Genomic DNA, 24,278 nt, shown 5'->3' on the forward strand with positions numbered 1-24,278 from the left:
AACCCTCCTTCCCGACCATCGTGCCAGGCAGCAGCTACCGGAGGCTGGCGAACACGTCGTCGAGCGGGGTGCCAGCCGTGCGGCCGTGTTCGACGTACCACTCGTGGCCGAGCATCAGACGAAACAGCCACCGCGGGAGTTTGAGCAGCAACGAGAGCGTACGCGCGCCGTCGTCGGAGCTGGCCTGACTGGCATGTGCTTCGAACGAGTGCCGTTTCTGGGCGGCATACGCGCGTACGTCGACCCGGTGCGTGATCGCCGTGCCGGGGGAGTAGGCGTGGTCGTAGTCCGCCGCGCTGACGGCCGGGAGTACGCCGGGGATGGCTGTCACGATCCGGATCAGCCGGCGGATCAGGCGCCGGTCGATTGTTGCCTCAAGCACCAACGGCGTGCCGGCCCGGGCCGCGGCGTACGTCCCGACCGTGTGCACCTGCCGGTGATCCGGGTGTCCGTACCCACCCGCCGGATCGTAGATCGTCAACGCATCGGCCCGTTCCTCCCGCAGCAGCTCGATCAGCGGCACCGCCGCGTCCTCGACCGCCAGTGTGCTGAAACCATGGGCGGCCGCTGGCCAGCCCGAGTCCTTGAACCCGAACCGCACCACCCGCGCACACCCCAGCGCCGCCGCGGATCGATCCAGCTCGTCCCGTCGGTACGCCGCCAGCCGCCCGGCACTCCGGTACGACGAAGCCGCCGCGCCGGCCTCACCGTCGGTGGCGACCGCGAGCACGACGCGATGCCCTTCGGCGGCGAGCCGCGCCAACGTGCCACCCATCAGCAGAGCCTCGTCGTCCGGGTGCGCATGAAAAGCCACGAGGGTGAGGCGCCGGGCCATTGACCGAGCATCGCACGCGGATCGCTTGCGGGCTAATTGCTCTCAGCACCCTCTCAGTGCCGGGAATCCAGGCTTGCTCTGGTGAGAACGAGTAGATCCAGGCTGGTGACCTCCATCCTGAGCGTTTCGTTGACGGCAGCGCTCGTGGTGTTCCTCCCGCGCGCTGTCGGTGCGACCTGGAGCGAGGTCGGGGCACTCCTCGTCCAGGTCTCGCCCGCATCGTTGGTGCTGCTGACGGTCGTGTGGATCGCAGGCCTGTGGGCACATTCCTTCGTCCTGGCGGCATCGCTGCCCGGCCTGACGAAACGCCGCGGCCTCACACTCAGTCTCACCGGCAGCGCGGTGGCGAACGTTCTCCCACTGGGCGGCGCCGCAGGCACCGCGCTGAACTTCGCCATGGTTCGGCGCTGGGGGTTCAGCTCGGGCCGCTTCGGCAGCTTCCTCGCGGTCACCACCCTGCTCAACGTCGTCTCCAAGCTCGGCGTGATCGCCTTAGCCCTTGGACTGGTGCCGATCCTGCACAGTGCCTCGGCATTCGGCTCGGCGAGTCTGTTCCTCTTGCCCGTTCCGGTCGCAGTGGCCGCAGGTATCGGCATCCTCGCCGACGAGCGGGTGGCTGTTGCCGTCGGCAACGCACTCGACAAGGTCATCGGCAAGCTCCGGCCGACGCGACTGCGGGAGCAGCTCCCCGGGCTCCGACGCCTGGTCCTGAACGTGATGCGGACCGGATGGCGGCCGATGACGGCCGGGATGATCGCCTACCTCGCCCTTCAACTGGCACTGCTCTGGCTGTGCTTCCAGGTCCTGCAGGTCCAGGTCGGCCTGCCGGTGCTGTTCACCGTTCTGGCGGTGGAGCGCCTGTTGACCATGGTGCCGATCACGCCCGGCAGCGCGGGTGTCGTCGAGGTCGGTACGACGGCTGCGCTGGTCGCGCTCGGCACCGACCCGGCCGGCGCCGCGGCCGGTCTGCTGCTGTTCCGCGGATTCACCTATCTGATGGAGATCCCGGTCGGCGGCGTACTGCTTGCCGTCTGGTCCTGGTTGCATCGGCGGACCTCATCGGATCCGCGGCTGGGAGCGGTGGCCGGGTGAGGATCGCGCTCGTCAGTGATTGCTACCTGCCACGACTCGGCGGTATCGAGCTCCAGGTCCACGATCTCGCCGTACAGCTGCTGCGGGCAGGGCACGAGGTGACGGTCTTCACGATCACCGACGGTCCGTCGTCCGCGGGGGACGTTCCGGTCGTGCGTCTGCCCGCGATGGCCGGCGCACCGTTCCCGTCGGCGATCGACCGGCTGCGATCTGCGCTGGCGACCTTCGATGTCGTCCATTGCCACTCATCGTTGGTGTCACCATTGGCCTGGCGAGCCGCACGACTCGTCAACAACGCACTCGTCACACTGCATTCGTTGCCGAGCCCATCGACGCCCTGGCCGGTCGAACGCATAGCCCGGTACGTCGGCGACGCGCAATGGACCGCTGTGAGCGAAGCGGTTGCGGCCGTACTCCGGAAGCTCCTGCCGGCCCGGCAGATCGGCGTACTGCACAACGGGATCGATCCGGTGTTGTGGCGTCCAGGGACTCGCGAGGATCATCCGCTGACGATCGTGAGCACGATGCGGCTGACGCGTCGTAAGCGCCCGATGGCGTTTCTCCGCATCCTCGAGGACATCCGCGCGGCGGTTCCGTCCGCTATCCGGCTGCGTGCGGTCATTGTCGGAGACGGACCCCAAGCAGGTGCAGTGGCTGCTGCGGCGCGGCGCGCCGGCCCTTGGGTCGACCTGGCGGGACGCCTTACCCGGTTCGAGATCCAGCAGCTGTACGCGTCTGCGGACGTCTATCTCGCGCCCGCGGAGCTGGAGTCGTTCGGCGTTGCGGCCCTCGAGGCACGCTGCGCCGGACTGCCTGTCGTGGCGATGGCCTCCGGTGGTGTCGGAGAGTTCATCCGACCGGGTGTGGAGGGATTCCTGGTGAGCAGCGACGCCGAAATGGTGACGACTGTGGCGGATCTGCTGACCGACCATGCGCTGAGGTCTCGGATCCAGGACTTCAACCGGGGCACGGAGCCGGCAATGACCTGGGAGCACGTGCTCGCGCAGCATCTTGCCGCGTACCGGGCTCAGCACGCTCTCAGTGCGAAGTACCTAGCGTCGACATCATGACCCTTGACGAACCCAGCACTCATTCGCTGTCCGGATGGGGCCGGACGGTTCACCGCGCCTCCCGGGTACGGCGACCGACACTCGATGGCGGTCTGGTCGACGCGGTGCTGGCGGAGCCGAGGATCACGGTGCGTGGAGCCGGCAAGAGCTACGGCGACGCGGCGCTGCCGGGCGACGGGATCGTTCTCGACACGACCTCGCTCGATCGGATCATCTCCTTCGACCAGGGCAACGGCGTCATCGTGGTCGAGGCCGGCGCAGTGCTGAGGGACCTGATCGACCAGACCCTCCCGTTGGGCTGGAAGCTCCCGGTGGTGCCCGGCACGGAACGCATCACGGTCGGCGGTGCGATCGCGAGCGACGTACACGGGAAGAACCATCCGGGCGCCGGATCCTTCGGCCAGCATGTGCTGTGGCTGGCGTTGCTGCGGTCGGACGGCACGATCGTCCAGCTGTCGGCCGGGCAGGATCCGGACGGGTTCTGGGCGACGATCGGTGGGATGGGGCTGACCGGGGTCGTCCTGAGAGCGGCGATCCAGCTGCAGCGCGTCGACACCGGTTGGGTGATCCGGAACCGGCTGCGGACCAACTCGCTCGACGAGACCCTGGAAGCGATGCAGGCGTTGGCGGCACGCCAGGAGCTGGATCCGGATCGGCACGCGATCGCCTGGCTGGACGTGCATGCGCAGGGCGGCGGGCTCGGGCGCGGAATCATCGACGAGTTCTACACCGCCTCGACTCTTGATCTCCCAGGCTCGGTTGCTCCGTTCCCCGAGGCGCGGGTGGTCGCAACGCGTACGCGGCAGTCCTTGCCGGGGCCAGGTCTGATGTCGAGGGCAACGATCGCCGCGGCGTCGGCCGCCCGCTGGCACCTGAGCCGATCCAGCAATTCGCATCTGGTGCCGCTGCGTACGGCGCTCTGCCCGCTGGACCGGGCGGACGCGTGGCCGGCCGCGTTCGGGCGCGGGGGACTGGTTCAGTACCAGTTCGCCGTACCACCTGACGAGCTCGGTGCAGTGCGGGGAGTGCTTGCGTTCCTGGGAACCCGCGGTATGACCCCTGCCCTTACCACGTTGAAGAACTTCGGGTTCGGGACTGCCGGGCCACTGTCGTTCCCGATCCCTGGATGGACGCTCGCTGTCGACCTCCCCGGACGGTGGCTGCATCGACCGGACACCTTGCGGCCGGTCGACAAGATGGTCGCCGGCGCCGGCGGCCGGATCTATCTCGCGAAGGACGCCGTCACCGATCCGGAGCTGATCCAGGTGATGTATCCGCGGCTGCCGACGTGGCGGCTCACGCAGCGCCGGCTGGATCCAGCCAGACGCTGGACGTCCGGACTGGCCGAACGATTGGACCTGCTGTCATGAGTCCCGGTACTGCGCTGCTCGTCGGCGGATCGTCCGAGATCGGTATGGCGGTGCTGCTCCCGCTGCTCGGACCGGCTCCCCGGCAGGTGATCCTCGCCGGCCGGCCGAGCGGTGAGCTGTGGTGGAACGCCGAGCGGCTCCGCGATGCGGGGTACTCGGTGTCAACCACGCAGTACGACGCGGGGCTGAACGTCGAGCAGATCGACGAGATGCTCGAGCACGCCTGCGCCGAGCATCCGCTGGAGCTCGCGATCGTGGCGGTCGGATCGATGTCGTCGACATCGTTCGCCGACGGGGTCGTGGTCAACGGGTTCGGAGTCTCGCTGCTGTTGCGTGCCTTGGTTCAACGCAAGCCTGAACAGATCGTGCTGTTGTCGTCGGCGGCCGCGGTACGTCCGCGCCAGTCGATCGCGGCGTACTCGCTGGGGAAGCAATTGGCCGACTCGACCGCGGTTCTGCTTTCGCGGCAGGCGGCGGGCACCGGCGTACGGGTGCTCGTCGTACGTCCGGGATTCGTGCAGACGCGGATGACAGCGGACCTGAAGAAGCCTCCGTTCGCGACGAGCCCGGACCGGGTCGGCCGGCGCGTGGCCGCTGCGGTGGAGGCGCGGAAGTCGATTGTGTGGGTGCCGGGCGTGATGGGTCTGGTGGTGCGCGTGCTCAACCTGGTCCCGCGCAGGCTTCTCCCGGAGGCTTGGCGATGAGGCGCCGGCGCCGGATACGTAAGCGGTGGATCGCGTTGGCCTGCTGCCTGGTGCTGGTCGTGCCGGCGGTGTCGTACGTCCGGGCCTTGCTGTACCCGGGCAACGCGACCTTCGCGGTCCGAACGGTCGAATGGTTCCGCGACCACGGCGGCGGAAAGCTGATCGACGCCGTCGAGACGTGGAGATACTCGCGTCAGCAACCACCCGCGACCGGAGCACCGGCCGACACCACGCCCCGTGGTGTTGCACCGAGGCCGACCATCGGACGACCGACAGCCACTGAGTTGCCGACCGTTCAGTTGCTGCCTCGTACGAAGCGGCTGCCGCTGGAAGGAACGTGGGCCGTCGCACGCCAGTCGAGCACCGGCAGACCGTTGCTGTGGACAACCTGGTTCCGAGCCGATCCCGGTCATCTACCGGTATCGGCCGCGGCCGCGTTGCTGCCACGGGGCTCCTACCACCTCAACCTGATGCCGGGAACCCGCGAGCCGGTGGTCGGCATGGCCTCCCACGACGGGTACTCCGTCCCCGCTGCGAACCGCTCGGCGCTGGTCGCGACCTTCAACGCGGGCTTCAAGATGAACGACTCGCACGGCGGCTGGTGGACCACGGCATCTGCAGCCGTGCCACTGGTCGACGGGCGCGCATCGGTCGTCATCCTCCGTGATGGATCCGCGCTGATCGGCAGCTGGAACCGCACGGTGCGGATGTCGCACGACGTCGTCGCGGTCCGGCAGAACCTCGACCAGGTCATCGTCGACGGCCGGATCGTCAACGGGCTGACCACCAACGCGAACGGCCGCTGGGGGACCGTCCGCAGCCAGTTCCAGTACACCTGGCGGTCCGGCCTCGGAACGGATGCCCACGGCAACTTGATCTATGTCGCAGGCAACAAGCTGACGCTGGCAACCCTGGCCGACGCGATGCACCAAGCCGGCATCGTGCAGGGCATGGAGCTCGACATCCACGCCGCGATGGTGAGCTTCGAGATCGAGCGGCCCGGGCCGAACGGCGCTGTCAGCGGCGAACGGCTGCTCAACTCGATGAACTCGCCGACGAACCGCTACCTGGTCGACGACCAGCGCGACTTCTTCTACGTGACCGCCAAATGACCGGCCTGACGACTGTCACCGTCCGGGAGGCGCCGGCGCGGGCGCTGCTGCGGTTGAGCCGGCCGCAGCAGTGGCACAAGGCGGTGATGCTCTTCGCGGCCCCGGCGGCGGCAGGAGCGCTCGAATCGCCCCTCGTCGTACTCCGAGCCGCTGTCGCCGCGCTCGGATTCATCCTCCTGGCGGTCGCGATCTACGCCTTCAACGACATCCGCGACGCACCGGACGACCGCCGCCATCCGCGCAAACACCTCCGCCCGATCGCATCCGGCACCCTCAGCCCCAGGCTCGCCGCCGCGTTCGGCGTGGTCGCTGCGCTGTCCGGTCTGGCGATCGCCAGCAGCCTCGGCATCGCGACCTTCGCACTCGCCATGGCCTACCTCATCGCTCAGGTCATGTACGTCCTCGGCCTCAAACACGTCGCCGTGATCGACCTCATCATCGTCGCCCTCGGCTTCGTCCTGCGTGCCGCCGCCGGCGGGACCGCTACCGGGCTACCCGTCTCGCACTGGTTCTTACTGGTCTCGCTGTTCGGCGCGATGTTCCTGGTCACCGGCAAACGCAAAGCCGAGCACGCGTCGGCAGGCAACGCGGTCAGCCGGCCGGTGCTGGCGGCGTACCCCACCTCGTGGCTGGACCAGGTCATGACGGTGGCTCTGCTCGGTACGGCGCTGTCGTACGGCATGTGGGCCTTCCAGTACCTCGGCCACGACGTCTACCGCGAACTCCTCGCCGTCTCGTTCCTCCCGTTCTTCACCGGCCTGCTCCGCTACGCCCTGCTCGTCTCCACCGGCCGGGGCGAGCAGCCCGAGCACGAACTCTTCCGCGACCCGGTCCTCCTGGTCGCCGGTCTCACCTGGGCCTCGATGGTCGGCATCGGCCTGTACTTCGCCTAGCACGCGCGATGGCCCCGCACCGGAGTGCGGGGCCATCGTGCCGGGGAGGGGTTACCGGCTCTTCTGCCGGACGTCGATCGCGAGGCTGATGCTGAATGCCACCAGGACCAGCGCTCCGCCGATCAGCGTCAGCGCGGTGTCGCTCAGGGCGCCGCTCAGCATGGCGGCCACCATGACGGCCAGGGTGATGACGACCGCGACCGCGATCTTCCAGTCGTCACCGATGATGAAGTCGTACCAGAACTGGCCGAAAGACTTGAGGAACTTCACTTCTTCACCTCCACGGCGATGTCGCCGGCCACGGCCGGGGTGGGTGCGGCCGGCTTGCGCAGCGCGGTCACGAAGATCCGGCTGAGCAGCAGCCAGGCAGCCAGCAGGACCAGGATCATCAGGTCGTGACCCGGCCAGTTCAGGCTCTCGCGGCCGTCGCGGAAGATGCCGATACCTTCGATCGCCCAGTACGTCCCGAAGGACGCGAGCAGCAGGCCGACGCCGTACTTGAGCAGGTTCTCGTTGATCATCGACAGCGGCCGGCGCAGCGCGACGGCGATACCGAGCACGATGACCACCGCGGCAGCAGCGCCGAGGCTGGCCGCCGGGATGTTGTTCGCGTTCAGACCGAAGGTCAGCACGATGAACACGACCTCCATACCCTCCAGGAACACGCCCTTGAACGAGACCATGAACGCGAACAGATCCAGACCCTGCTTCGCCTCACCGGCCGCCTTGGCCGCCTCGACCTCCTCGCGGTAGATCGCGTCCTCGTCGTGCACCGCTTTGCGCCCGGACGATCGCAGGATCGCCTTGCGCAGCCATTGCAGGCCGAAGATCAGCAACAGCCCGCCGATGGCGAGTTGCAGTGCCGACTCCGGCAGCCAGTTCGCCAGCGCGTAGCCGGCGGCCAGCGTGACCACCGCGAGCGCACCGAGCGCCGCGAAGGTGCCGACCAGCGCCGAGCGCCAGCTCCGGGTGTAGCCCATCGCCATCACGATCGTGGTGGCTTCCACCATCTCCACGAAACACGCGACGAACGTCGCGATGATCAGACCCCACGTTGCCGCGTCCATCTCTCACTTCCCTCAGGTAGATGAAACATATGCTGCACGTAACGATAGTTACGCGGCACCGTGGGTGTCAATCGGTGGGGTGCTGAGGCGGCTCAGCCCAGGGTCGTCAGCAGCGCCTGGACGGCCTGCTTCTCGGCGGCCGGATTCTTGGTTTCGCGGACCGACGTGAACAGCGCGTCGTTCTGGCTGTCGATGTAGTCCCAGGCCTTGCCGTCGAGGGGTTTGAGCTTGCTCTCGTCGTCGTCCCACGCCTTCTCGTAGGCGTCGACGGCGGTGTTCAGGCCGGCCTGGTCACCCTTGGTGAGGTCCGTGTTCATGCTCGTGACCAGGGTGCGGAACTGTGCGACATCGGTCTTCGGGAAGTGTGCTGTTGCCTCCGCGGCGGTCATGTGAACGTTCTTCTCGGCCGGGTTCGGACCTTCACCCTCAGCGGCAGCGTTCGCGTGCGGTTGGGCGGATGCCCAGTTCAGCAGGATGCCGGCGGCGACGGTCGCAGCGACCATGACGCCGAGGAGCGGCCATTCGCGGCGGGGCCGGTGGTACTTCGGTGTGCGGTCCCAGTGGCCTTCGATGACGTCCGCGCGGGTGATCGTGAGGTAGACGACGGTCGCGAGGATCGCGGCCAGGAAGATCAGGCTGGTGACGAGGGTGCCGAGGCCGAGACCCTGGTCAGGCGTCTTCGGGGAGGCGAGCCAGTCGCCCAGGTTCGCGCCGAGCGGGCGGGTCAGGATGTAGGCCAGCCAGAACGCCAGGACCGGGTTCGCGCCCATCCGCCAGCAGGTGACGATGATCGCGATCAGGGCCAGCGGGAGCAGGACGGACACGCCCGGGCTCCAGCCGGTCAGCTCGAGGGTCCAGTCGCCGGCCGCCGTACCGAGCGCGAAGGTGACGAGGACGGCGAGCCAGTAGAAGCCCTCCCGCGGACGGGTGACGATGCTGTGGATCGAGAGCGTGCGCTCGCGGGCCCACCAGATGCCGAACACGACGGCGAGCGCAACGGTGAAGACCGACGTACTGATCCACAGCGGTACGCCGAGTTGGTCGGTGAGGATGTCGGTGTAGAGGGTGCCGGTGACGCTCACCACGACGACGGTGAGCCAGTACGCCGCCGGCCGGTACCTGGACGTGCTGATCTGCCAGATCAGGACTGCTGCGAAGACGACGGTGAAGATGATCGCGGTGGCGACGAGTCCGACGCCGAGTTGCATGTTGATCCAGTCGGCGAAACTCTCGCCGACCGTGGTGCAGAGGATTTTGATCAGCCAGAACCAGATGGTGACCTCGGGCACCTTGTTCAGCAGCACCCGAGCTGCAGCTGGACGGGACGCGGTAGTGGTTGTCATGCCGGCCACCCTTGCGCGCGCGACCTGCACGCAACCTGACTGCTGCGATCAGGCCCGCGGGAACCGGACCTCGACGTGTCCACGGCCGTCCGCGATCGCCCGTACGCCGAGACCGGTTGCGGCGGCGATCCGGCGTACGACGGCCAATCCGAGCCCGTGGCCGCCCGCAGTGCTTCGACCGGGGGCGAAGATGCTGTCGAGCTCGTCGGGCTGGAAACCGGGTCCGTCGTCGAGGACGTGAACGAGGACGTTGTCACCAGCGGTCTTGGCCACCAGCCAGACGCTGGTTCTCGCGTGGCGGGCGGCGTTGTCCAGCAGCGGCGCGAGGACGGACGTCACCACGTCGGCGGGGACGGCGAGGTCGACAAAGGATGGAGCGTGGATCTGGACGTCGCGGCCCTCGGAGACCTTGCGCAGAGCTGTCGTCAGTCGGCAGCTCGCCTCGCGGTGGGGCCGTGAGCGGGCGGCGTCCAGGATCGTGGTGACGGCCGTGCTGAGCCGGTCCGTTTCGGTGAGTACGAGCTGCGGGTCGACGTCGGTTCCGGCGAGCTCCGCGAGCTGTGCCTCGCCGCGGAGTACGGACATCGGCGTACGGAGTTCGTGGGCGATCTCGTCGGTGAGCCGTCGTTCGTCGGCGATGCTGTCTGCGACGCGATCGAGGAGCCGGTCGAACGTGTGCGCCAGCTTGCCGAACTCGTCGCGGCCGTGCCCGAGCCCGAACCGGCGGTCCGGGTCGTGGTCGCCCCATTCGTCGGCCAGCGCCGACATCTGCTGGACGACACGCAGGGCACGGCTGACGCCGACGTACGCGATGATGCCGGCGAGCGCGACGACGAGCGCGCCGAGGATCAGCGACATCGTCAGGCTGCGCTGTTCGGACCTCTCGTACGGCGCGAGGTCCACCATCACGACGACGGCGACCTGATGCGCCTGCACCGGCAGCGGTTCGGCGTACAGGAGGTAGTGGCCGGTCGTCAGGAATCGGCTTCGGTCGGGCTTGCTGAGCTGCTCGACCTCGTCGGCGATCGCAGGGTGGAGTACGCCGTCGACGAGGCGTCCGTCGGCGTACACCCAGGCGAGGGTGTCGAAGGCATCGCCGGTGCCCTCGACCAGGCGGACCTTCCCGGCCACGACCTCGACGGTGCCGGCGACGGCCTCGGCCCGGGTTCGGGCCAGCATGCGGGTGTCCGCTTCGGACGCGCGGGTCGCCAGGACGTGGCTGAGGATGACGAGTACGGCGACCACCAGCGTCGCGGTCAGCACCGCGAGCGAGACGATCCGGGCGCGGAAGCCGGTCAGTCCCATCGGTACCCGACGCCGCGGACGGTCGCGACCCGGCCGGCGATGCCGAGCCGATCGAGTTTCACGCGGAGTCGTCGCAGGTAGGAGTCCAGTGTGTTCTCGCTGACGTACGCCCCGTGCGGCCAGCCGGCGGCGACGAGGGCATGGCGGCGTACCACCTCGCCGGGGACCGAGATGAGTCGGCCGAGCAGACGAAACTCGGTCGGCGTGAGTGCCTCGCCGGCCGCGCCCCGGCGTACCTGATGGCTGGTCGGGTCGAGTACGACCTCGTCCACGGTGACGGCGACCGTCGTACGGCGGAGGAGCGCGCGGACCCGGACCAGGAGTTCGGGGATGTCGAACGGCTTGGTGAGATAGTCGTCGGCGCCCGCCTCGAAGCCGCTGACCTTGTGGTGCATCCCACCCAGCGCGGTGAGCATGAGGACCGGGGCGTCGAGGCCGTGCGCACGTAATGCCAGGCAGACGTCGCGGCCGTCGGCGTCCGGGAGGCCTAGGTCGAGGATGACGAGCTGAGGCGCGGGATCGAGCCTGGCCAACAGGTCGGAGCCGTTGGCGGCGGCAACTATCGAGTGACCGTCGCCTTCCAGGGCTCGCTTCAGGACGCCGCGCAGCGCGCGGTCGTCCTCACAGACGGCGACCCTGGCCATAATTCAGTGCGGTCGCGATGAGACAGAGCCAGGTGAGCGCGATCAGCCATCCGGCGAGGACGTCGGTTGCCCAGTGATATCCGAGGTAAACCCGACTCAGCCCCATCGCGAGGCTCAGCACGGTCGCCACGGCCACGGCGGCGAGCTTGGTTGCCCGACGTACCTCCGTGCACCACACAAGTCCTGCGAGCAGGAAGAAGAACACGGTCGAGCTCAACGTGTGACCGGAAGGGAACGAGAACCCGGTGTCGATCGGCCCCAGCACGAAGGCGGCGCCCGGCCGGTGCCGTCCGATGAGCAGTTTGAGTCCGTAGGTGAGCGCTCCGGCACCGCCCATACCGACAACGAGCAGGAGCACCGGCTGCCATCGTCTCGTGCGGAGCCACAGGATGCCGGCGGCAATTGCTGTCAGCAACAACAAGACCGGCACATTGCCGACGAAGGAGATGCCCTGGGCAACACGGGTCAGGTCGGCGGTGCGGTGGGCAACGAAATCCGTCGTCAGCCGAGGATCGAACGCCGCGAGGTGGTCGCCCTCCGCAGCCGCGTCGGCGAGCCACGCGAACCCGCTTACCCCGAGCACCACGAGGAGAAGCCCGACCACAGCCCGCGTGGTCAGTACCTGCCCGTGTTCGTCCCGCATGTGATCCAGTGTCGAGGTCGCCCGCTGAGAACCCGCTGAGCGACTTTGACGTCAGCGGTCGGCGTGCTTGGTGCCGTGGCAGGATGTCGGCGTGAAGCTTTCGATGCGGATCATCATGGCGCTCGCCGCGCTGCAAGGGCACCCGATTCGATTCTCGACTGTCGCGGCTCCGGACAAGGACCCCGACAGCGTGGCGCTCGACATCGGACCGGGTCCGCAGATCGGCCGGGTTCGGAACCTCCGGTCGGACAAGGGCATCGCGTACTCCGGTGATCTCCGGATGGACGTCCTGGTACCGCAGGGGAGCGGTCCGTTTCCGCTGGTGCTGTACCTGCCCGGTGGCGGGTTCGTGTCGGCCCGCCGGATGATGGCCGGCAAGCAGCGCCGGTACGTGGCCGCGGCCGGCTTCGTGGTGGCGAGCATCGACTACCGTACGACGACCGTCGGCGCGACCTACCGCGACGGCTTGGCCGATATCGCTGCTGCGTTGGCGTTCCTGCGCGATCACGCGGCGGAGTACGCGATCGACCCGGACCATGTCGCGGTCTGGGGCGAGTCGGCCGGCGGCTACCTGGCGTCGATGGCCGGCACCGCCCCGGACAACCGGATCGACGCCGTCGTCGACTTCTTCGGCGCCTCGAACCTGGCCGCGATCGCCGACGGCTTCGAGGGCGACATCGTCGCGGCGACAACCGGCCCCGATTCCCCGATCACGGCGTACGTCGTGGGCCCCGGCGGACTCGCCGTCGGCGAGATGCACGAGGCCGACCCGACATCCCGGGTGACCCCGACCACACCACCTTTCCTCATCTTCCACGGCGACGACGACCGCATCATCCCGCCCGCGCAGACCGCCCACCTCCACCAGGCCCTACGCGCAGCCGGCGTCCCATCCACCCGCTACATAGTCACCGGCGCAGGCCACGGAGACCTCTCCGACGACCCCGCCCCCTGGACAACCACCCAACTGATGGATCTCGTAACAACCTTTCTCCACGACCAGCTCAGCTGAGCGCGGCCGGGGATTCGGCGTGGGGGATGAGGAGATGGGGCGTGCCCGAGCCGTCCGCGGCGACGGACCAGATTTCGGAGTCGGCGGGTCCGTGTGGGACGGCGTACCCGATGGTGTTGGGGTCCAGCCAGGCTGGTTGATCGTCGATGCTGCGGGTTTCGGCCAGTGGGGTTCTGGTGCCTGAGGCGAGGTCGAGGACGGTCAGTCGCCAGCCCTTTGCCGGGTTGTCGTCGATCGCGGATTTGAAGGCGATGCGCTTGCCGTCGGGGGACAGGGACGGGCATTCCACGTTGCGGGCGATCGTGCGCACCGACTTGGCCGCGATGTCGCCTTCGACCAGATAGCGGTGCCCGGCGGTGGACATCGTGGCGTAGAAGTGGTTGTCGTCGGCGGCGAACGTGATTCCCCAGAAGTTGAGGTCGGGGGCGGTGTAGGGATGTCCGTCGACGGTGACGGACAGGAATTCCAGCGAGTCGATCATGTCCTCGGTGCCGAGGTCGATCAGCCCGGAGCGGGTCGAGAATCGCCCGTGGTTGTACGAATCGCCCGCAACGAACACCGTCCACGCCACCAGGCGACCGTCGCCGGAGACCCGGGTCCGGTTCGGTACGCCGACCAGCGGAATCGCCTTCTGCACATTGAGGTTCTTGTCGAGGATGGCGATCTGGAAAGTCGCCAGTGCGCCGTCCTGCCGCAGGCATGTGCCGGTGCCGCCCGCTGCATAGACCCGCAGGCAGCTCAGCGCGGACACCGAGCGCGGCCCGCCCGGGTTGTCTTTGGCAACAAACGCCAGGTGTCCCTTGCTGTCCGGTGCGGTACTGCGGAACATGATCCGCGGGCCGGCAAGGCTCAGCGCGTCGGCAGCTGCGACCGGCGTCGGCTGGCGCGCGACGGCGTACACGCCGTACCCGATCGCCACGGTCGCCAGCACGAGTGCCCCGACCAGCGCGAGGACGATCTGCCGCCTCATGCCGGCTGCTCCGCGTCGGCTGGGATCTTGCGCAGGAGTAAGGCAACCACGATGACGGCGACCGCGGCGAGCGCAGCCGCGGTCCGGATCGCGCCGGTTGGTCCCCAGGTCGTCCAGGCGAGCCCGAAGAGCACCGAGGAGACGAGGTAGGACAAGGCCTGTCCCGTCTGGATCAGCGAGATCCCAGTCGTACGGACGCCGCTCGGCAGCACCGGCCCAGCCAGCGCGATCAGCACTCCGTCCGTCGATGCATAGAACAGGCCATATAAAGCAAGTACGACGATCAGCAGTGGCCAGCCGCCGAGCGGTCCGAACAGCAGCAGATACACGAGCATCAGCGCGAGGTAGCCGCCGATCACCACCTTCTGCCGGCCGATCTTGTCGGCGAGCACGCCCAGCGGCGTGGCCAGCACCAGATAGGACAGGTTGGTGCCCACGGCAAGCAACGGGAACCAGCCGATGCTCAGCTCCTCGCGCCGTTGCAGCAGCAGATAGACGAAGCCGTCGCCGATGGTCACCATCCCGGCGAGGCATGCGGCCAGCACCAGCCGACGTACCGGCGCGATCCGCAGCAGGCCGCGCAACGCCGAGGGTGCGACCGTGGTTTTCGGCGGCTGTTCATCGCGGTGATCCCGCACGAACAGGACGAGCACGAGTACGCCGAACGCGGCGATACAGAAGCTGGCGACGAACACTGCGTCGTACGCCTGCGCGGTGCCGGCCAGGATGGCGAGCGCCACGAGTGGCCCGGCGAACGCTCCGATGGTGTCCATCATCCGGTGTACGCCGAAGGCACGGCCGTACAGCCGTGGCGGTGTGGACAGCGTGATCAGTGCGTCGCGCGGCGCCGTGCGCAGGCCCTTGCCGGTTCGGTCGAGGGCGATCACCGCTCCGATCGCACCGACGGCGTTGCCTGCGGCAAGCAGTCCGAGTTTGGCCACGGCCGACAGCCCGTAGCCGAGGCCGGCGATGAACTTGCGTCGGCTGGCCCGGTCGGCGACGTACCCGCCGACGAGCCGCAACAGCGCGGTCGCGCCGGTGTAGGTGCCGTCGACCACGCCGTACACGGTGGGGCTGAGGTGGAGGCCGATCATCAGGTACACCGGCAGCACAGCGGTCACCATCTCCGAGGAGATGTCGGTGATCAGGCTGACGGCGCCGAGTGCGAAGACGTTGCCGCTGACGAGGAAGAGGGCGCGACGGCGCGAGGTCGTCGCGGCGTGCGGACGGTCGATCGAGGACAGGTACACGAGAGTCACCTCCGGGGCGCGGACTCGCGGCCACACCGAAGCGTGGCCGCGGGCCGGGACGACTTAGTTCCACACGTTGGTGATCGCTGCGGCCGAGTTCAGGTGCGTCAGCCCGTAGGCACTCTCGATGGTGCTCAGGACGTTGTAGTGGTTGATCTGGTTGGAGAAGGTGCCGACCTGCGTGTGCGCGCCGACGAACGCGGTGAAGATGTGGTTCGACGAGCCGCCGTTGTCCTCGTCGAAGGTGATGACGAGCAGGCTGTTGTGGGTCTTCGCCCACGTCGCGTACGCCGTCAGGTTGTTCTTCAGCCAGGTGTCACCCGTGCCGACCGAGCAGTCGTGCATGTCGCTGCACATGTTCGGCGTCACGAACGAGACGGTCGGCAGGCTCGCGTAGTTCGCCGAGCTCGGGAAGTCGGCGTACCGCAGGTTGTTCGCCGACGGCACGTTGCTGAAGTTGACCCAGCTGTTGTGCTTGCGCTGGTACTGGCCGCTCGAGCAGCCGGTGTAGCCGACCGACGGCATGCTCTCGGAGTAGCCCTTGAAGGTCTTGCCGGCGTCGATCAGCTGCTTGCCCAGGTTGCTGCCGCTGTACGTGTGCGGGCAGCTGTCGCTGGTCAGGCCTTGCGTCGACCCGGAGAAGATCGCTGCATAGTTGGGTTGGCTGGGGTGGGTGACGCCGTACGCCTGGGTGAACTTCGCACCCTGGCCCGCCAGGCTGTTGAACGTCGGGGCGCCGGAGCTCCCGCTGATCTGCGAGTACGCGTGGTTCTCGAACATCACCAGCACGATGTGGTCGAACACCGGCACACTCGCCGCCGCTTGCGCGGGCGACGAGTGGCCGTTCACGACCACCACCGAGGCGACGACGGCCGCCGCCGCCACAACCGCAGCCGCGATGCGTTTCCGTATCACGATTCCTCCTCACAGGATTGGCCGACCCTGACGCCACCGCCAGAGCCTGACCAATCGTGAGATCCGCCAACCGCGCCGACCCCAACACTGCGAGCACCCCACATGTGCGCAAGGTAAACAACCGACCATCACTCTCAGAAACCCTCCGATCGCACAACGACACGATCGGACGGGTGAGTCAGGTCGCCTCGACCTGTGCGGGTGTCCGGATCAGCCATACGCCGAGCCAGACCATGGCCAGGCCGAGGGCGATGCCCCAGGGCGGGAGGAGGGCCTGGAAGCCGAGGAGGCCGCCGATGATGATGGCTGCGCTGATGACGCGGGGGAAGACCCCGGCGCGCAGGCTCGCGATGCCGAAGAGGGCCCAGCCGATGGCGAACAACAGGTAGCTGGAGATGGCGCCGATGACGATCATGCCGCCCGGATCGAGTTCGAGGACCTGGGGGGCGTGATCGGCGATGTAGGTGACGTAGAACGACTCGAACCACAGGTCGCCGCCGAGCCACATGGTGCCTACGACGGCCGCGATCATGCCGATCAGGCCGAGGCGGCCGGCCCTGTGTGCCTGGCGTGCGTACGCCGCGACCGCGACGAGCACGAGCAGGCAGAAGGCGACGAAGTACACGACGCCGCTGATCCGGTAGACGAGGTTGGTCGAGGTTCCGACGTGATCGTCGACATCGACGATGGGCAGGATCGCCAGTTCGACGACGACCATCAGGAGGCCGGCGGCCACCGCGAGCGGGCCGGCCAGCCGGGCGAGGGCCGAGTGTGAGTAGTTCGGTTCGGTGGTCGTGGTGGGTGGTACCAATCCGGTCATGCTGGGCAACCTTTCAACGAGTGGGGACCTGTGGGACGGGCGGTTTCAGTCGGCGATCACCGCCTTCAGTACGTCGACCTTCGCGGCGGACCGGGCCGGGCCGATGGCGGCGAGTACGCCGGCGACGGCCGCGAGGACGACGTACAACGTGACCTGCAGGCCGGGCACCGAGATCGACTTGATGCCCTCGTCGGCGAGCGCCTGCGAGAGCCCGAGGCCCAGGCCGATACCGAGGGTGGCTCCGGCCAGTGCGCCGATCAGCGAGATGACCACAGACTCCCAGCGGACCATCGCCCGTACCTGAGCCCGCGTCATCCCGACGGCGCGGAGCAGGCCGAGCTCGCGGGTGCGCTCGTACACCGACAGCACCAGTGTGTTGACGATGCCCAGCAGCGCGATCACGACCGCCAGCAACAGCATCACGGTGACGAAGGTGAGCAACTGGTCGATGAACCCACTCGCCTCCTTCTCGAACCCCTTGCGGTCCAGCACCTTGGCGTCGGGGTGGCCGGTCAGCGCGTCCGTGATGGCATGCTGCACGGTTCCCTTGTCGGCTCCGTCCGCGAGCGTGACCAGCCCGGAAGCGGTCAGCTGCCGGCCGGCCGCCGCGGTCTGTGCGGCGATGCTGATGACGTAGTCGTCGCTGATCCAGCCCTTGCTGTCGTAGATGCCGACGACGTGGAAGTTCCGTTTGCCCGTCTGCGCGAACTCGCTGGGAATGACGGTGCCGAGCTTCCATCCGTGGGTCGTGGCGGTGGTCTTGGCCACCACCACGCCGTCCGTGCCGAGCGCGGAGACCGAACCGGACGACAACCGCAGGTTCAGACCCACTGCCGCGGTCGCCGGGTCGACGGCCGAGTAGCTGGAGTCCGTGCCGTTGAAGCGGGCCTGGCCGAAGCCGCTGGCCGAGACCGCGTTGACCCCGGAGACGCCCTGGACGACCTTGATCACCTCGGGGCTGAAGCCCGGGGCCTGCTTGCTCGAGGGCGTCACGAACAGCTCGGCGTTCGTCGAGTCTCCGACGATGTCCGTGAACGACGCCTTCAGCGACGACGCGAACACGCCCATGCTGACGACCAGCGTCAGGCCGACCATCAGTGCGGCCGCGGTGGACGACGTACGGCGTGGATTGCGCATCGCGTTCTGCCTGGCCAGCTCGCCGGGCAGGCCCCGCAGTCGCAGCGGTACGCCGATCAGCGACGCGAGCGGCCGGGCCGCGGCCGGCAGCAGCATCAGGACACCGGTGATGATGGCCAGCAGGCTGGGGCCGAACAGCTTCATGCTGAGATCGCCGTACAGGGTCGTGAACAGGCCGGCCAGGCCGAGTCCGGTGACGACGATGCCGGCGATGACACGCTTGCCCGACGGGTTGCCGGATCCCGGAACGGCCTCGCGCAGTGCCTCGACCGGCAGGACCTTCGTCGCCCGGTACGCCGGTACGAGCGCGGCGACGACGGTCACCAGGGTGCCCACCAGCAGGGAGACCACGATCGTGCGCGGCTGGACCTGCATCGACGTACTCGGCAGCGAGAAGCCGACCGCGTCCATGAGCAGATTGAGGCCCTTGGCAACCAACAGGCCGAGAGCGATTCCGACCGCGGAGGCCAGCAGGCCCAGCAGGAACGCCTCGACGATCAGGCTCTGGTTCACCTGCCGCCGGGTGGCGCCGATCGCCCGCAGCAACGCGATCTCGCGGGACCGCTGGGTGATCGTCATCGTGAACGTGTTCCAGATGATGAAGGCGCCGACGAACAACGCGATCCCGGCGAAGACCAGGAACAGGATTCCGACGAACCTGAGGTCCTTGTTCACCGCGTCCGCGGATTCCTTCACCACGGTCGCGCCGGTGACGGCCTCGGCGCCGTTCGGCAGGACGGCGTTGATCCGTTGCACGAGCTCGGTGGGCTGTACGCCGTTGTCCGCGCTCACGTTGATCGCGTCGAAGAACCCGGGTACGCCGAGAACCCGCTGCGCGGTGGCGGAGTCGAAGTACGCGCCGGTGGTCCCGCCGAGGTCCTTCTCCTTGCCGAAACCGACGGTCCCGACCACGGTGAAGTCCTGCGCCGGACCCTGGAACAGCACCTTGATGGTGGAACCAATCGCGATGTGGTGCTCCTCGGCGCTCGTGGCGTCGATCGCGACCTGACGTGGTCCGGTCGGCGCGGTGCCGCTCAGGAGCTTGACGTCACCGCGCAGCGCGGGGTCGGCGGCCAGGCTGTAGCCCATCGTCGGCGCACCGCCGTTGGTCAGCACGGCCCGGCCGGCGTTGTCGGTCAGCAGCGCGTAGCCGCTGACGGCACCTTCAGCGGCACGTACGCCGTCAACCGTGCGTACGCCGTTGACGACAGCGGCCGGGATCGGCGCCCTGCTGGTGCTGATGCCTTCCGACTGGCTGTAGGCGGCCTCGGTCCGGACGACTGCCGACGTACCGGCGGAGACCTTGCCGAAGAGCTGGTCGAACGCCACGTGCATCGTGTCGGTCAGCACGAGCGTGCCGGCCAGGAACGCGACGCCCAACGCGATCGACGCGATCGTCAGGACGAGCCGGACCTTGTGTGCGAGCATCCCTCGCAGAGTTGCGGTGAACATGGGTCACGCTCCCAGGTGCTTCATGAAGTCCAGTACGGCGTCAGCGGTCGGCTCGAACATCTCGTCGACGACGTGGCCGTCGGCCAGGAACAGCACCCGGTCGGCGTAGCTGGCCGCGGTCGGGTCGTGGGTGACCATGACGACCGTCTGGCCGAGTTCCTGGACTGCTGTGCGCAGGAAGGTGAGTAACTCGGTGCCGGCGGCTGAATCCAAGGCGCCGGTGGGCTCGTCGGCGAAGACGATCTGCGGACGCGAAGCCAGGGCACGGGCCGCGGCCACCCGCTGCTGTTGCCCACCGGACAGTTCAGTCGGGCGGTGCGACAACCTGTCAGCCAGCCCGAGCTTGTCGACGATCGACTGCACCCAGGCGTCGTCGGGCTTGCGGCCCGCGATGCGGATCGGCAGCACGATGTTCTCGGCCGCGGTCATCGTCGGCAGCAGGTTGAACGACTGGAAGATGAACCCGATCTGATCGCGACGCAGCAGGGTGAGCGCCTTGTCGTTGAGCGAGCTGATCCGGGTGTCGCCGAGGAACACCTCACCCGACGTCGGCCGGTCGAGGCCCGCGAGCATGTGCAGCAGCGTCGACTTGCCTGACCCGGACGGGCCCATGATCGCGGTGAACTGACCGGCCTGCAGGGCAACGTGAACGTCTTTGAGAGCGGTGACGGTCGCGTCTCCGGATCCGTAGAACTTACTGACGCCTTCCGCGCGGGCCGCGGATGTGGTCGGAGCGATTGTGGTGGCAGACATAGGTGAGACCCCCTGTGCTGGAGTGGCCTCCCCGGAACGAGCGGCCGTGCTACCAGCAAAGGCGTTTCAGCTGCTCGCTCCCACCGCGCTGGGCGCACGTCGGCCGGGGGCTGACCGCAGCGGTGCAGCGGGCGATCGTGCGGGTAACCCACCCCAGAGGGTTCGGGTACTCCCATCCCGGCAGCTGCAGGGGCAGACTGCAGAGGTGAGGGTGAGGGGGCGATGGCTGACGGGCCGTGAACGCTTCGTCGGCCTGCTGGTGCTCGGCGGGCTCGTGGTGTTCGTGGTGCTGGTGTACGTCGTCATCGTGCTCGGCGGCGGGGTTCTGATCGGCCGCACGTCCTCGCCCCACATCGGGCTCTCGGTGCTCGCCACGGCTGTGGTGGCGCTGGCGTTCGGGCGCGTGCAGTCACGCCTCGAGAGCGTGATGTCGCGGCTGGTGCACGGGGGACGGCAGTCGCCGTACGAGGTGCTGAAGCGGTTCTCGCCGGCTGTGACCGGTAGCCGGGACGACCTGCCGGTGCGGATGGCCGAGATCCTCGCCGATGGCACGGGTGCGCAGTCGGCGCAGGTGTGGCTGATGGTCGACGGGACGTTGAGGCTCGCTGCGACGTGGCCGCCTGACAGCTCGGTCGGCGTGGGTGGCCGACGTGAGCTCGCGGTACGGCAGGCGGGTGAGCTGCTTGGCGTGCTCGCCGTACAGGAACACGAGAACGTGCCGCTCACTCCGGTCGAGGAGCGGCTGTTCGCCGGCCTCGCGGACCAGGCCGGGCTGGTGTTGCGAGGCACTCGGCTGCGGGCCGAACTCGTGCACCGGATCGCGGAGTTGTCCACCTTGGCGGCCGAACTGCGAAGGTCCCGGCAACGAGTTGTCGATGCACAGAACGCCGAACGTCGCCGGCTCGAGCGGGACATCCACGACGGCGCGCAACAGCATCTGGTCGCCCTCGCGGTGAACCTGAGCCTCGCGCGTACCCTCGCGGGCCGGGCCCCTGAACGGGCGGACCGACTCGTCCAGGCGCAATGTCGAGCGGCGACCGTCACCATCGAGACGATCGCGAATCTGTCCCGCGGCATCTACCCGAACCTGCTCGTCGACGAAGGTTTGGAGGCAGCGCTCCGTACGGCGATCGCCGACAGCCCACTCCCGGTGGAGTTCGTCGTGGCCGACCTCGGCCGCTACCCGGCCGGCGTCGAGGCCGCGGCGTACTTCTGTGCGCTGGAGGCCTTGCAGAACGCCGCGAAACACTCGGCAGCGAAGGCGATTCAGCTCTGCCTGACCGGCGGCCCTCGCCTTCTCGAGGTGACCGTCCAGGACGACGGTTCCGGGTTCGATCCCGAGGCAACAGGTGCGGGCGCGGGCCTGGTCAACATGCGTGATCGGGTCGAGTCGGCCGGCGGAACCCTGACGATCGCGACCACGCCGTCGCACGGCACGCTGGTCGCCGCGAGCCTGCCGGGCCCGCTCCGGCCCGGGGACTGACATGTACGCGCGGGTGGCGTGGGTACTGGTGGCGATCACCGCGCTGTTGGCCGGGGCAGATATCTGGGTGACCTCCCGGTACCGGCCGTTGCTGTCCGAGGAAGCGGTGGCCGTGCACGGCGTCCCGTTCGTCAGCATCGCGGTCATCGGCTGCGCGACGATGGGTGCCCTGATCGTCGCTCGCTGGGCGCGGCATCCGATCGGCTGGTTGCTGTGCCTGATCGGCTTCTCGTCGTCGATCTCATTGCTGGCCGAGGCCTACAGCGTCTGGGTGGTCACTGCGGACGGGCCGGGGTCGCGGAGCCTGGGCGGAGTTGCCGGTTGGGTTGCCTCCCTGCTCGGTGGGCAGCTGTCGCTGGCCGCGTTGGGCGTTGTGTTCCTCGTTGCGCCGGACGGCCATTTCCTGTCCCGTCGTTGGCGCGCGGCGGCGGTCGTCGTCCTGCTCGGATACGGCGCGTACGCCGGGATGCTGCTCACGCTGTCGCCGGCGGAGTACGACATCGACGATCACAACCTCGGTCCGGTCGGCAGTCTGTTGTCCGTGGTCGGTCTGCCGTTCATCTCCGGTGGCCTGATCGCCGCGATGGTGTCAACGGTCCTGCGCCTGCGCCGCAGCCAGGGGGAGCAGCGGCAGCAGGTGCGGTTGATTGCCGTGTCGGCAGCGCTCATCGCCTTGAGCTTCGTCTACCTGATCGTCGTGCAGTCGATCAACGGCGGTCACCAGACCTGGCTCGCGACTCTTCCGCTGTACATCTCCTATCCGTGCCTGCCACTGCTGCTCGCCGTCGCCGTACTGCGGTACCGCCTCTTCGACCTCGACCTGATCATCAACCGCGCCGTAGTCCTTGCCTTGGGCACCATTTTCGCCGGGATCGGGTACGCCGGCCTGGTGCTGGCCGTCTCGGGCCTGGTGAACCTGCGGACGAGCGGATTCTGGGTGTCCCTGCTGGCGACCGCGCTGGTCGCGCTCGCGTTCCAGCCGCTCCGCGGGTGGGTGGTCCGGCTGGCCAATCGGCTCGCCTACGGAGTACGGGCGCAGCCGTACGAAGCGCTGTCCGACTTCAGTCGTCGCCTGGCCGAGACCCCTTCGCCGACCTCGCTGTTGCCCGCGGTCGCGGAAGCAGCCGGGCGTGCGGTGTCCGCGCGATCCTCGACCGTCGTCCTCCAGGTGCCCGGAGCGGACTGGATCTCCAAGTCCTGGCCCGCTGAGTCCGAAGAACCCCCGGAGTGGGAGGTGCCGGTCCGGTACGGCGGCGAGACTCTCGGCAGCATCGGCGTCATCATGCCGAAGGGACGTCCGCTCCGACCCACGGACGAACAGCTGCTCCGCGATCTGGCGGACCAAACCGCGGTGGCGTTTCGCAATGCTGCGATGGAGTTCGAGCTGGCTGCACACGTGGCCGCTCTGGATGTCACCACCGGTGCGCTCGCCGAGTCACGGAGACGACTGGTTGCCGCGGACGATGCCACCCGACAGCGGTTGGAGTCCGCGATCGCTCGCGACGTACTGTCCCATCTCGCGCCGATGCCGGAGCGCCTCAGCAGCCTCCGTGTAGCCGGATCGAGCGTCGCAGCGTCGGTCGAGCTCGAGCGGCTCGTCACCTCGACGAACACCGCGCTCGAATCCTTGCGTGAGCTGACCCATGGCGTCTTTCCCGGTCAGCTGTCGCGGTCCGGTCTGTCCCGCGCGCTGCGGTCACACCTGGCCCGGACCGGCGCTGTCGCCGTACTGCGGGTCGAGCCGTCGGCGGATCGGCGGTTCCCAGCCGGGGTCGAAGCAGCGGCCTATTTCTGTTGTGTTGAAGCGCTGCGGTCGGCATCCACCGGGGCCCGGATCGATCTGGCGGTCGTGGCGGAGGAGCTCGTCGTCCGAGTGCATGGAGTAGCCCGCGGGGAGATCGACGTACAGGCCATCGTCGATCGGATCGAGGCGGTCGGCGGAACGCCGTACCTCGATGATCCGTTGCTGGTGTCGGTCAGCATCCCGGTCTAGCCGCGGTCCAGGTGGCGACGAGTTGCTCGGGGCCGAAGGTGGCCTTGGCGAGGTAGGTGGCCGCCCCGCAGCCGGACAGCTCGAACTCGTCCGGGGGAGAGGTCGAGAGCAGTACGACGACCGGCGCGTCCGCGGCGACGGTGATCCGCCGGCAGGCCTCGATCCCGTCGATGCCCGGCAGGCGTACGTCCATCAGCACCAGGTCCGGGCGGAGCCGGCCGATGGCTCGCAGCGACTCCTCACCCGATGCGCTCGCCGCGACGACGACGAAGCCGTCGGTCTCCGACACGACGGCTGCGATGGCCCGGCGAAAGGGTTCTTGGTCGTCAACGACCAGGACACGTACAGCGACCACAGACCTGCCTCCTTGCGGCCAGGGTGAGGCATCGAGGTGCCGGCGCGGCATGGGGCTGAC

The 24,278-nt window shown here is 68.3% G+C and carries 23 protein-coding genes; 9 read left to right on the top strand and 14 right to left on the bottom strand.

The window, feature by feature from the left end; genetic code table 11:
• Window positions 1-34: 34 nt before the first annotated feature.
• Entirely contained in the window at window positions 35-835 is an 801-nt protein-coding gene (locus tag ACFWUU_RS12150; RefSeq protein WP_380175056.1) for a PIG-L deacetylase family protein, read from the bottom strand.
• An 81-nt stretch (window positions 836-916) separates the two neighbouring features.
• Between ACFWUU_RS12150 and ACFWUU_RS12155 the strand changes: the two genes are divergently transcribed.
• From ACFWUU_RS12155 to ACFWUU_RS12180, 6 genes are read left to right on the top strand one after another with little or no spacing between them, the layout of a single operon-like run.
• On the top strand, window positions 917-1,927 hold the full coding sequence (locus ACFWUU_RS12155; RefSeq protein WP_380175058.1) for a YbhN family protein: 1,011 nt from the start codon (window positions 917-919) through the stop codon (window positions 1,925-1,927).
• On the top strand, window positions 1,924-2,997 hold the full coding sequence (locus tag ACFWUU_RS12160) for a glycosyltransferase family 4 protein (RefSeq protein ID WP_380175060.1): 1,074 nt from the start codon (window positions 1,924-1,926) through the stop codon (window positions 2,995-2,997). Before ACFWUU_RS12155 ends, ACFWUU_RS12160 begins: the two co-directional genes overlap by 4 nt.
• Window positions 2,994-4,367 (top strand): FAD-dependent oxidoreductase, encoded by a 1,374-nt coding sequence (locus ACFWUU_RS12165; RefSeq protein WP_380175062.1) that lies wholly within the window; start codon window positions 2,994-2,996, stop codon window positions 4,365-4,367. Before ACFWUU_RS12160 ends, ACFWUU_RS12165 begins: the two co-directional genes overlap by 4 nt.
• On the top strand, window positions 4,364-5,071 hold the full coding sequence (locus ACFWUU_RS12170; RefSeq protein ID WP_380175063.1) for an SDR family NAD(P)-dependent oxidoreductase: 708 nt from the start codon (window positions 4,364-4,366) through the stop codon (window positions 5,069-5,071). The genes ACFWUU_RS12165 and ACFWUU_RS12170 overlap by 4 nt, the downstream gene beginning before the upstream one ends.
• Window positions 5,068-6,183, top strand: coding sequence for a hypothetical protein (locus ACFWUU_RS12175; protein WP_380175065.1), 1,116 nt, complete (start codon window positions 5,068-5,070; stop codon window positions 6,181-6,183). The genes ACFWUU_RS12170 and ACFWUU_RS12175 overlap by 4 nt, the downstream gene beginning before the upstream one ends.
• A complete protein-coding gene (locus ACFWUU_RS12180; protein ID WP_380175067.1) occupies window positions 6,180-7,076 on the top strand; it encodes a decaprenyl-phosphate phosphoribosyltransferase in 897 nt (298 codons plus the stop codon). Before ACFWUU_RS12175 ends, ACFWUU_RS12180 begins: the two co-directional genes overlap by 4 nt.
• A gap of 51 nt (window positions 7,077-7,127) precedes the next feature.
• Here the strand turns inward: ACFWUU_RS12180 and ACFWUU_RS12185 are convergent, their stop codons facing one another.
• The 6 genes from ACFWUU_RS12185 to ACFWUU_RS12210 form a co-directional block, all read right to left on the bottom strand.
• Entirely contained in the window at window positions 7,128-7,346 is a 219-nt protein-coding gene (locus tag ACFWUU_RS12185) for a hypothetical protein (protein ID WP_137257103.1), read from the bottom strand.
• Window positions 7,343-8,143 carry a COG4280 domain-containing protein gene (locus ACFWUU_RS12190; RefSeq protein WP_380175069.1) on the bottom strand — a complete coding sequence of 267 codons (801 nt, stop codon included), beginning with the start codon at window positions 8,141-8,143 and terminating at the stop codon, window positions 7,343-7,345. Before ACFWUU_RS12190 ends, ACFWUU_RS12185 begins: the two co-directional genes overlap by 4 nt.
• A gap of 92 nt (window positions 8,144-8,235) precedes the next feature.
• Window positions 8,236-9,486: a hypothetical protein gene (locus ACFWUU_RS12195; protein ID WP_380175071.1), complete on the bottom strand. Its 1,251-nt coding sequence runs from the start codon at window positions 9,484-9,486 to the stop codon at window positions 8,236-8,238.
• Window positions 9,487-9,534: 48 nt separating this feature from the next.
• A complete protein-coding gene (locus ACFWUU_RS12200) occupies window positions 9,535-10,791 on the bottom strand; it encodes an ATP-binding protein (RefSeq protein WP_380175073.1) in 1,257 nt (418 codons plus the stop codon).
• Complete coding sequence (locus ACFWUU_RS12205) at window positions 10,782-11,435, bottom strand: response regulator transcription factor (protein WP_380175075.1); 654 nt, start codon at window positions 11,433-11,435, stop codon at window positions 10,782-10,784. The genes ACFWUU_RS12200 and ACFWUU_RS12205 overlap by 10 nt, the downstream gene beginning before the upstream one ends.
• A complete protein-coding gene (locus ACFWUU_RS12210; protein WP_380175077.1) occupies window positions 11,413-12,078 on the bottom strand; it encodes a phosphatase PAP2 family protein in 666 nt (221 codons plus the stop codon). The genes ACFWUU_RS12205 and ACFWUU_RS12210 overlap by 23 nt, the downstream gene beginning before the upstream one ends.
• A gap of 91 nt (window positions 12,079-12,169) precedes the next feature.
• On the opposite strand from ACFWUU_RS12210, the gene ACFWUU_RS12215 reads away from it, so the two are divergent.
• Complete coding sequence (locus ACFWUU_RS12215) at window positions 12,170-13,090, top strand: prolyl oligopeptidase family serine peptidase (RefSeq protein WP_380175078.1); 921 nt, start codon at window positions 12,170-12,172, stop codon at window positions 13,088-13,090.
• On the opposite strand, the gene ACFWUU_RS12220 is transcribed toward ACFWUU_RS12215, so the two are convergent.
• The 6 genes from ACFWUU_RS12220 to ACFWUU_RS12245 all read right to left on the bottom strand — a co-directional run bounded on the left by ACFWUU_RS12220 (window position 13,083) and on the right by ACFWUU_RS12245 (window position 20,387).
• The gene (locus ACFWUU_RS12220; RefSeq protein WP_380175080.1) at window positions 13,083-14,060 is read right to left on the bottom strand and encodes a TolB family protein; all 978 of its coding nucleotides are present in this window, start codon (window positions 14,058-14,060) and stop codon (window positions 13,083-13,085) included. The genes ACFWUU_RS12215 and ACFWUU_RS12220 overlap by 8 nt on opposite strands.
• Window positions 14,057-15,310 carry an MFS transporter gene (locus ACFWUU_RS12225; RefSeq protein WP_380175082.1) on the bottom strand — a complete coding sequence of 418 codons (1,254 nt, stop codon included), beginning with the start codon at window positions 15,308-15,310 and terminating at the stop codon, window positions 14,057-14,059. The genes ACFWUU_RS12220 and ACFWUU_RS12225 overlap by 4 nt, the downstream gene beginning before the upstream one ends.
• 63 nt (window positions 15,311-15,373) lie before the next feature.
• Entirely contained in the window at window positions 15,374-16,225 is an 852-nt protein-coding gene (locus ACFWUU_RS12230; protein WP_380175084.1) for an alkaline phosphatase family protein, read from the bottom strand.
• A gap of 178 nt (window positions 16,226-16,403) precedes the next feature.
• Window positions 16,404-17,045: a hypothetical protein gene (locus tag ACFWUU_RS12235; protein ID WP_380175086.1), complete on the bottom strand. Its 642-nt coding sequence runs from the start codon at window positions 17,043-17,045 to the stop codon at window positions 16,404-16,406.
• 45 nt (window positions 17,046-17,090) lie between these two features.
• The gene (locus tag ACFWUU_RS12240) at window positions 17,091-19,634 is read right to left on the bottom strand and encodes an ABC transporter permease (protein ID WP_380175088.1); all 2,544 of its coding nucleotides are present in this window, start codon (window positions 19,632-19,634) and stop codon (window positions 17,091-17,093) included.
• Between the two features lie 3 nt (window positions 19,635-19,637).
• A complete protein-coding gene (locus tag ACFWUU_RS12245) occupies window positions 19,638-20,387 on the bottom strand; it encodes an ABC transporter ATP-binding protein (protein ID WP_137257091.1) in 750 nt (249 codons plus the stop codon).
• A 205-nt stretch (window positions 20,388-20,592) separates the two neighbouring features.
• Here ACFWUU_RS12245 and ACFWUU_RS12250 point away from each other — a divergent pair, with 205 nt between their 5' ends.
• Both ACFWUU_RS12250 and ACFWUU_RS12255 read left to right on the top strand, forming a co-directional pair.
• Window positions 20,593-21,870 (top strand): sensor histidine kinase, encoded by a 1,278-nt coding sequence (locus ACFWUU_RS12250; protein ID WP_380175089.1) that lies wholly within the window; start codon window positions 20,593-20,595, stop codon window positions 21,868-21,870.
• Window position 21,871: 1 nt separating this feature from the next.
• Window positions 21,872-23,863, top strand: coding sequence for a hypothetical protein (locus tag ACFWUU_RS12255; protein ID WP_380175091.1), 1,992 nt, complete (start codon window positions 21,872-21,874; stop codon window positions 23,861-23,863).
• Here the strand turns inward: ACFWUU_RS12255 and ACFWUU_RS12260 are convergent.
• Entirely contained in the window at window positions 23,847-24,218 is a 372-nt protein-coding gene (locus ACFWUU_RS12260) for a response regulator transcription factor (protein WP_380175092.1), read from the bottom strand. The genes ACFWUU_RS12255 and ACFWUU_RS12260 overlap by 17 nt on opposite strands.
• Between the last annotated feature and the right edge of the window lie 60 nt (window positions 24,219-24,278).

Origin of the sequence: Kribbella sp. NPDC058693, assembly GCF_042715335.1 — a bacterium.
Taxonomy (GTDB): Bacteria; Actinomycetota; Actinomycetes; order Propionibacteriales; family Kribbellaceae; genus Kribbella; species Kribbella jiaozuonensis.

Excerpts from the sequence above, each read along its gene's own strand:
- ACFWUU_RS12150 (WP_380175056.1), bottom strand. The coding sequence starts at position 835 with ATGGCCCGGCGCCTCACCCTCGTGGCTTTTCATGCGCACCCGGACGAC.
- ACFWUU_RS12165 (WP_380175062.1), top strand. The coding sequence starts at position 2,994 with ATGACCCTTGACGAACCCAGCACTCATTCGCTGTCCGGATGGGGCCGG.
- ACFWUU_RS12170 (WP_380175063.1), top strand. The coding sequence starts at position 4,364 with ATGAGTCCCGGTACTGCGCTGCTCGTCGGCGGATCGTCCGAGATCGGT.
- ACFWUU_RS12175 (WP_380175065.1), top strand. The coding sequence starts at position 5,068 with ATGAGGCGCCGGCGCCGGATACGTAAGCGGTGGATCGCGTTGGCCTGC.
- ACFWUU_RS12180 (WP_380175067.1), top strand. The coding sequence starts at position 6,180 with ATGACCGGCCTGACGACTGTCACCGTCCGGGAGGCGCCGGCGCGGGCG.
- ACFWUU_RS12190 (WP_380175069.1), bottom strand. The coding sequence starts at position 8,143 with ATGGACGCGGCAACGTGGGGTCTGATCATCGCGACGTTCGTCGCGTGT.
- ACFWUU_RS12195 (WP_380175071.1), bottom strand. The coding sequence starts at position 9,486 with ATGACAACCACTACCGCGTCCCGTCCAGCTGCAGCTCGGGTGCTGCTG.
- ACFWUU_RS12200 (WP_380175073.1), bottom strand. The coding sequence starts at position 10,791 with ATGGGACTGACCGGCTTCCGCGCCCGGATCGTCTCGCTCGCGGTGCTG.
- ACFWUU_RS12205 (WP_380175075.1), bottom strand. The coding sequence starts at position 11,435 with ATGGCCAGGGTCGCCGTCTGTGAGGACGACCGCGCGCTGCGCGGCGTC.
- ACFWUU_RS12210 (WP_380175077.1), bottom strand. The coding sequence starts at position 12,078 with ATGCGGGACGAACACGGGCAGGTACTGACCACGCGGGCTGTGGTCGGG.
- ACFWUU_RS12220 (WP_380175080.1), bottom strand. The coding sequence starts at position 14,060 with ATGAGGCGGCAGATCGTCCTCGCGCTGGTCGGGGCACTCGTGCTGGCG.
- ACFWUU_RS12235 (WP_380175086.1), bottom strand. The coding sequence starts at position 17,045 with ATGACCGGATTGGTACCACCCACCACGACCACCGAACCGAACTACTCA.
- ACFWUU_RS12240 (WP_380175088.1), bottom strand. The coding sequence starts at position 19,634 with ATGTTCACCGCAACTCTGCGAGGGATGCTCGCACACAAGGTCCGGCTC.
- ACFWUU_RS12245 (WP_137257091.1), bottom strand. The coding sequence starts at position 20,387 with ATGTCTGCCACCACAATCGCTCCGACCACATCCGCGGCCCGCGCGGAA.
- ACFWUU_RS12255 (WP_380175091.1), top strand. The coding sequence starts at position 21,872 with ATGTACGCGCGGGTGGCGTGGGTACTGGTGGCGATCACCGCGCTGTTG.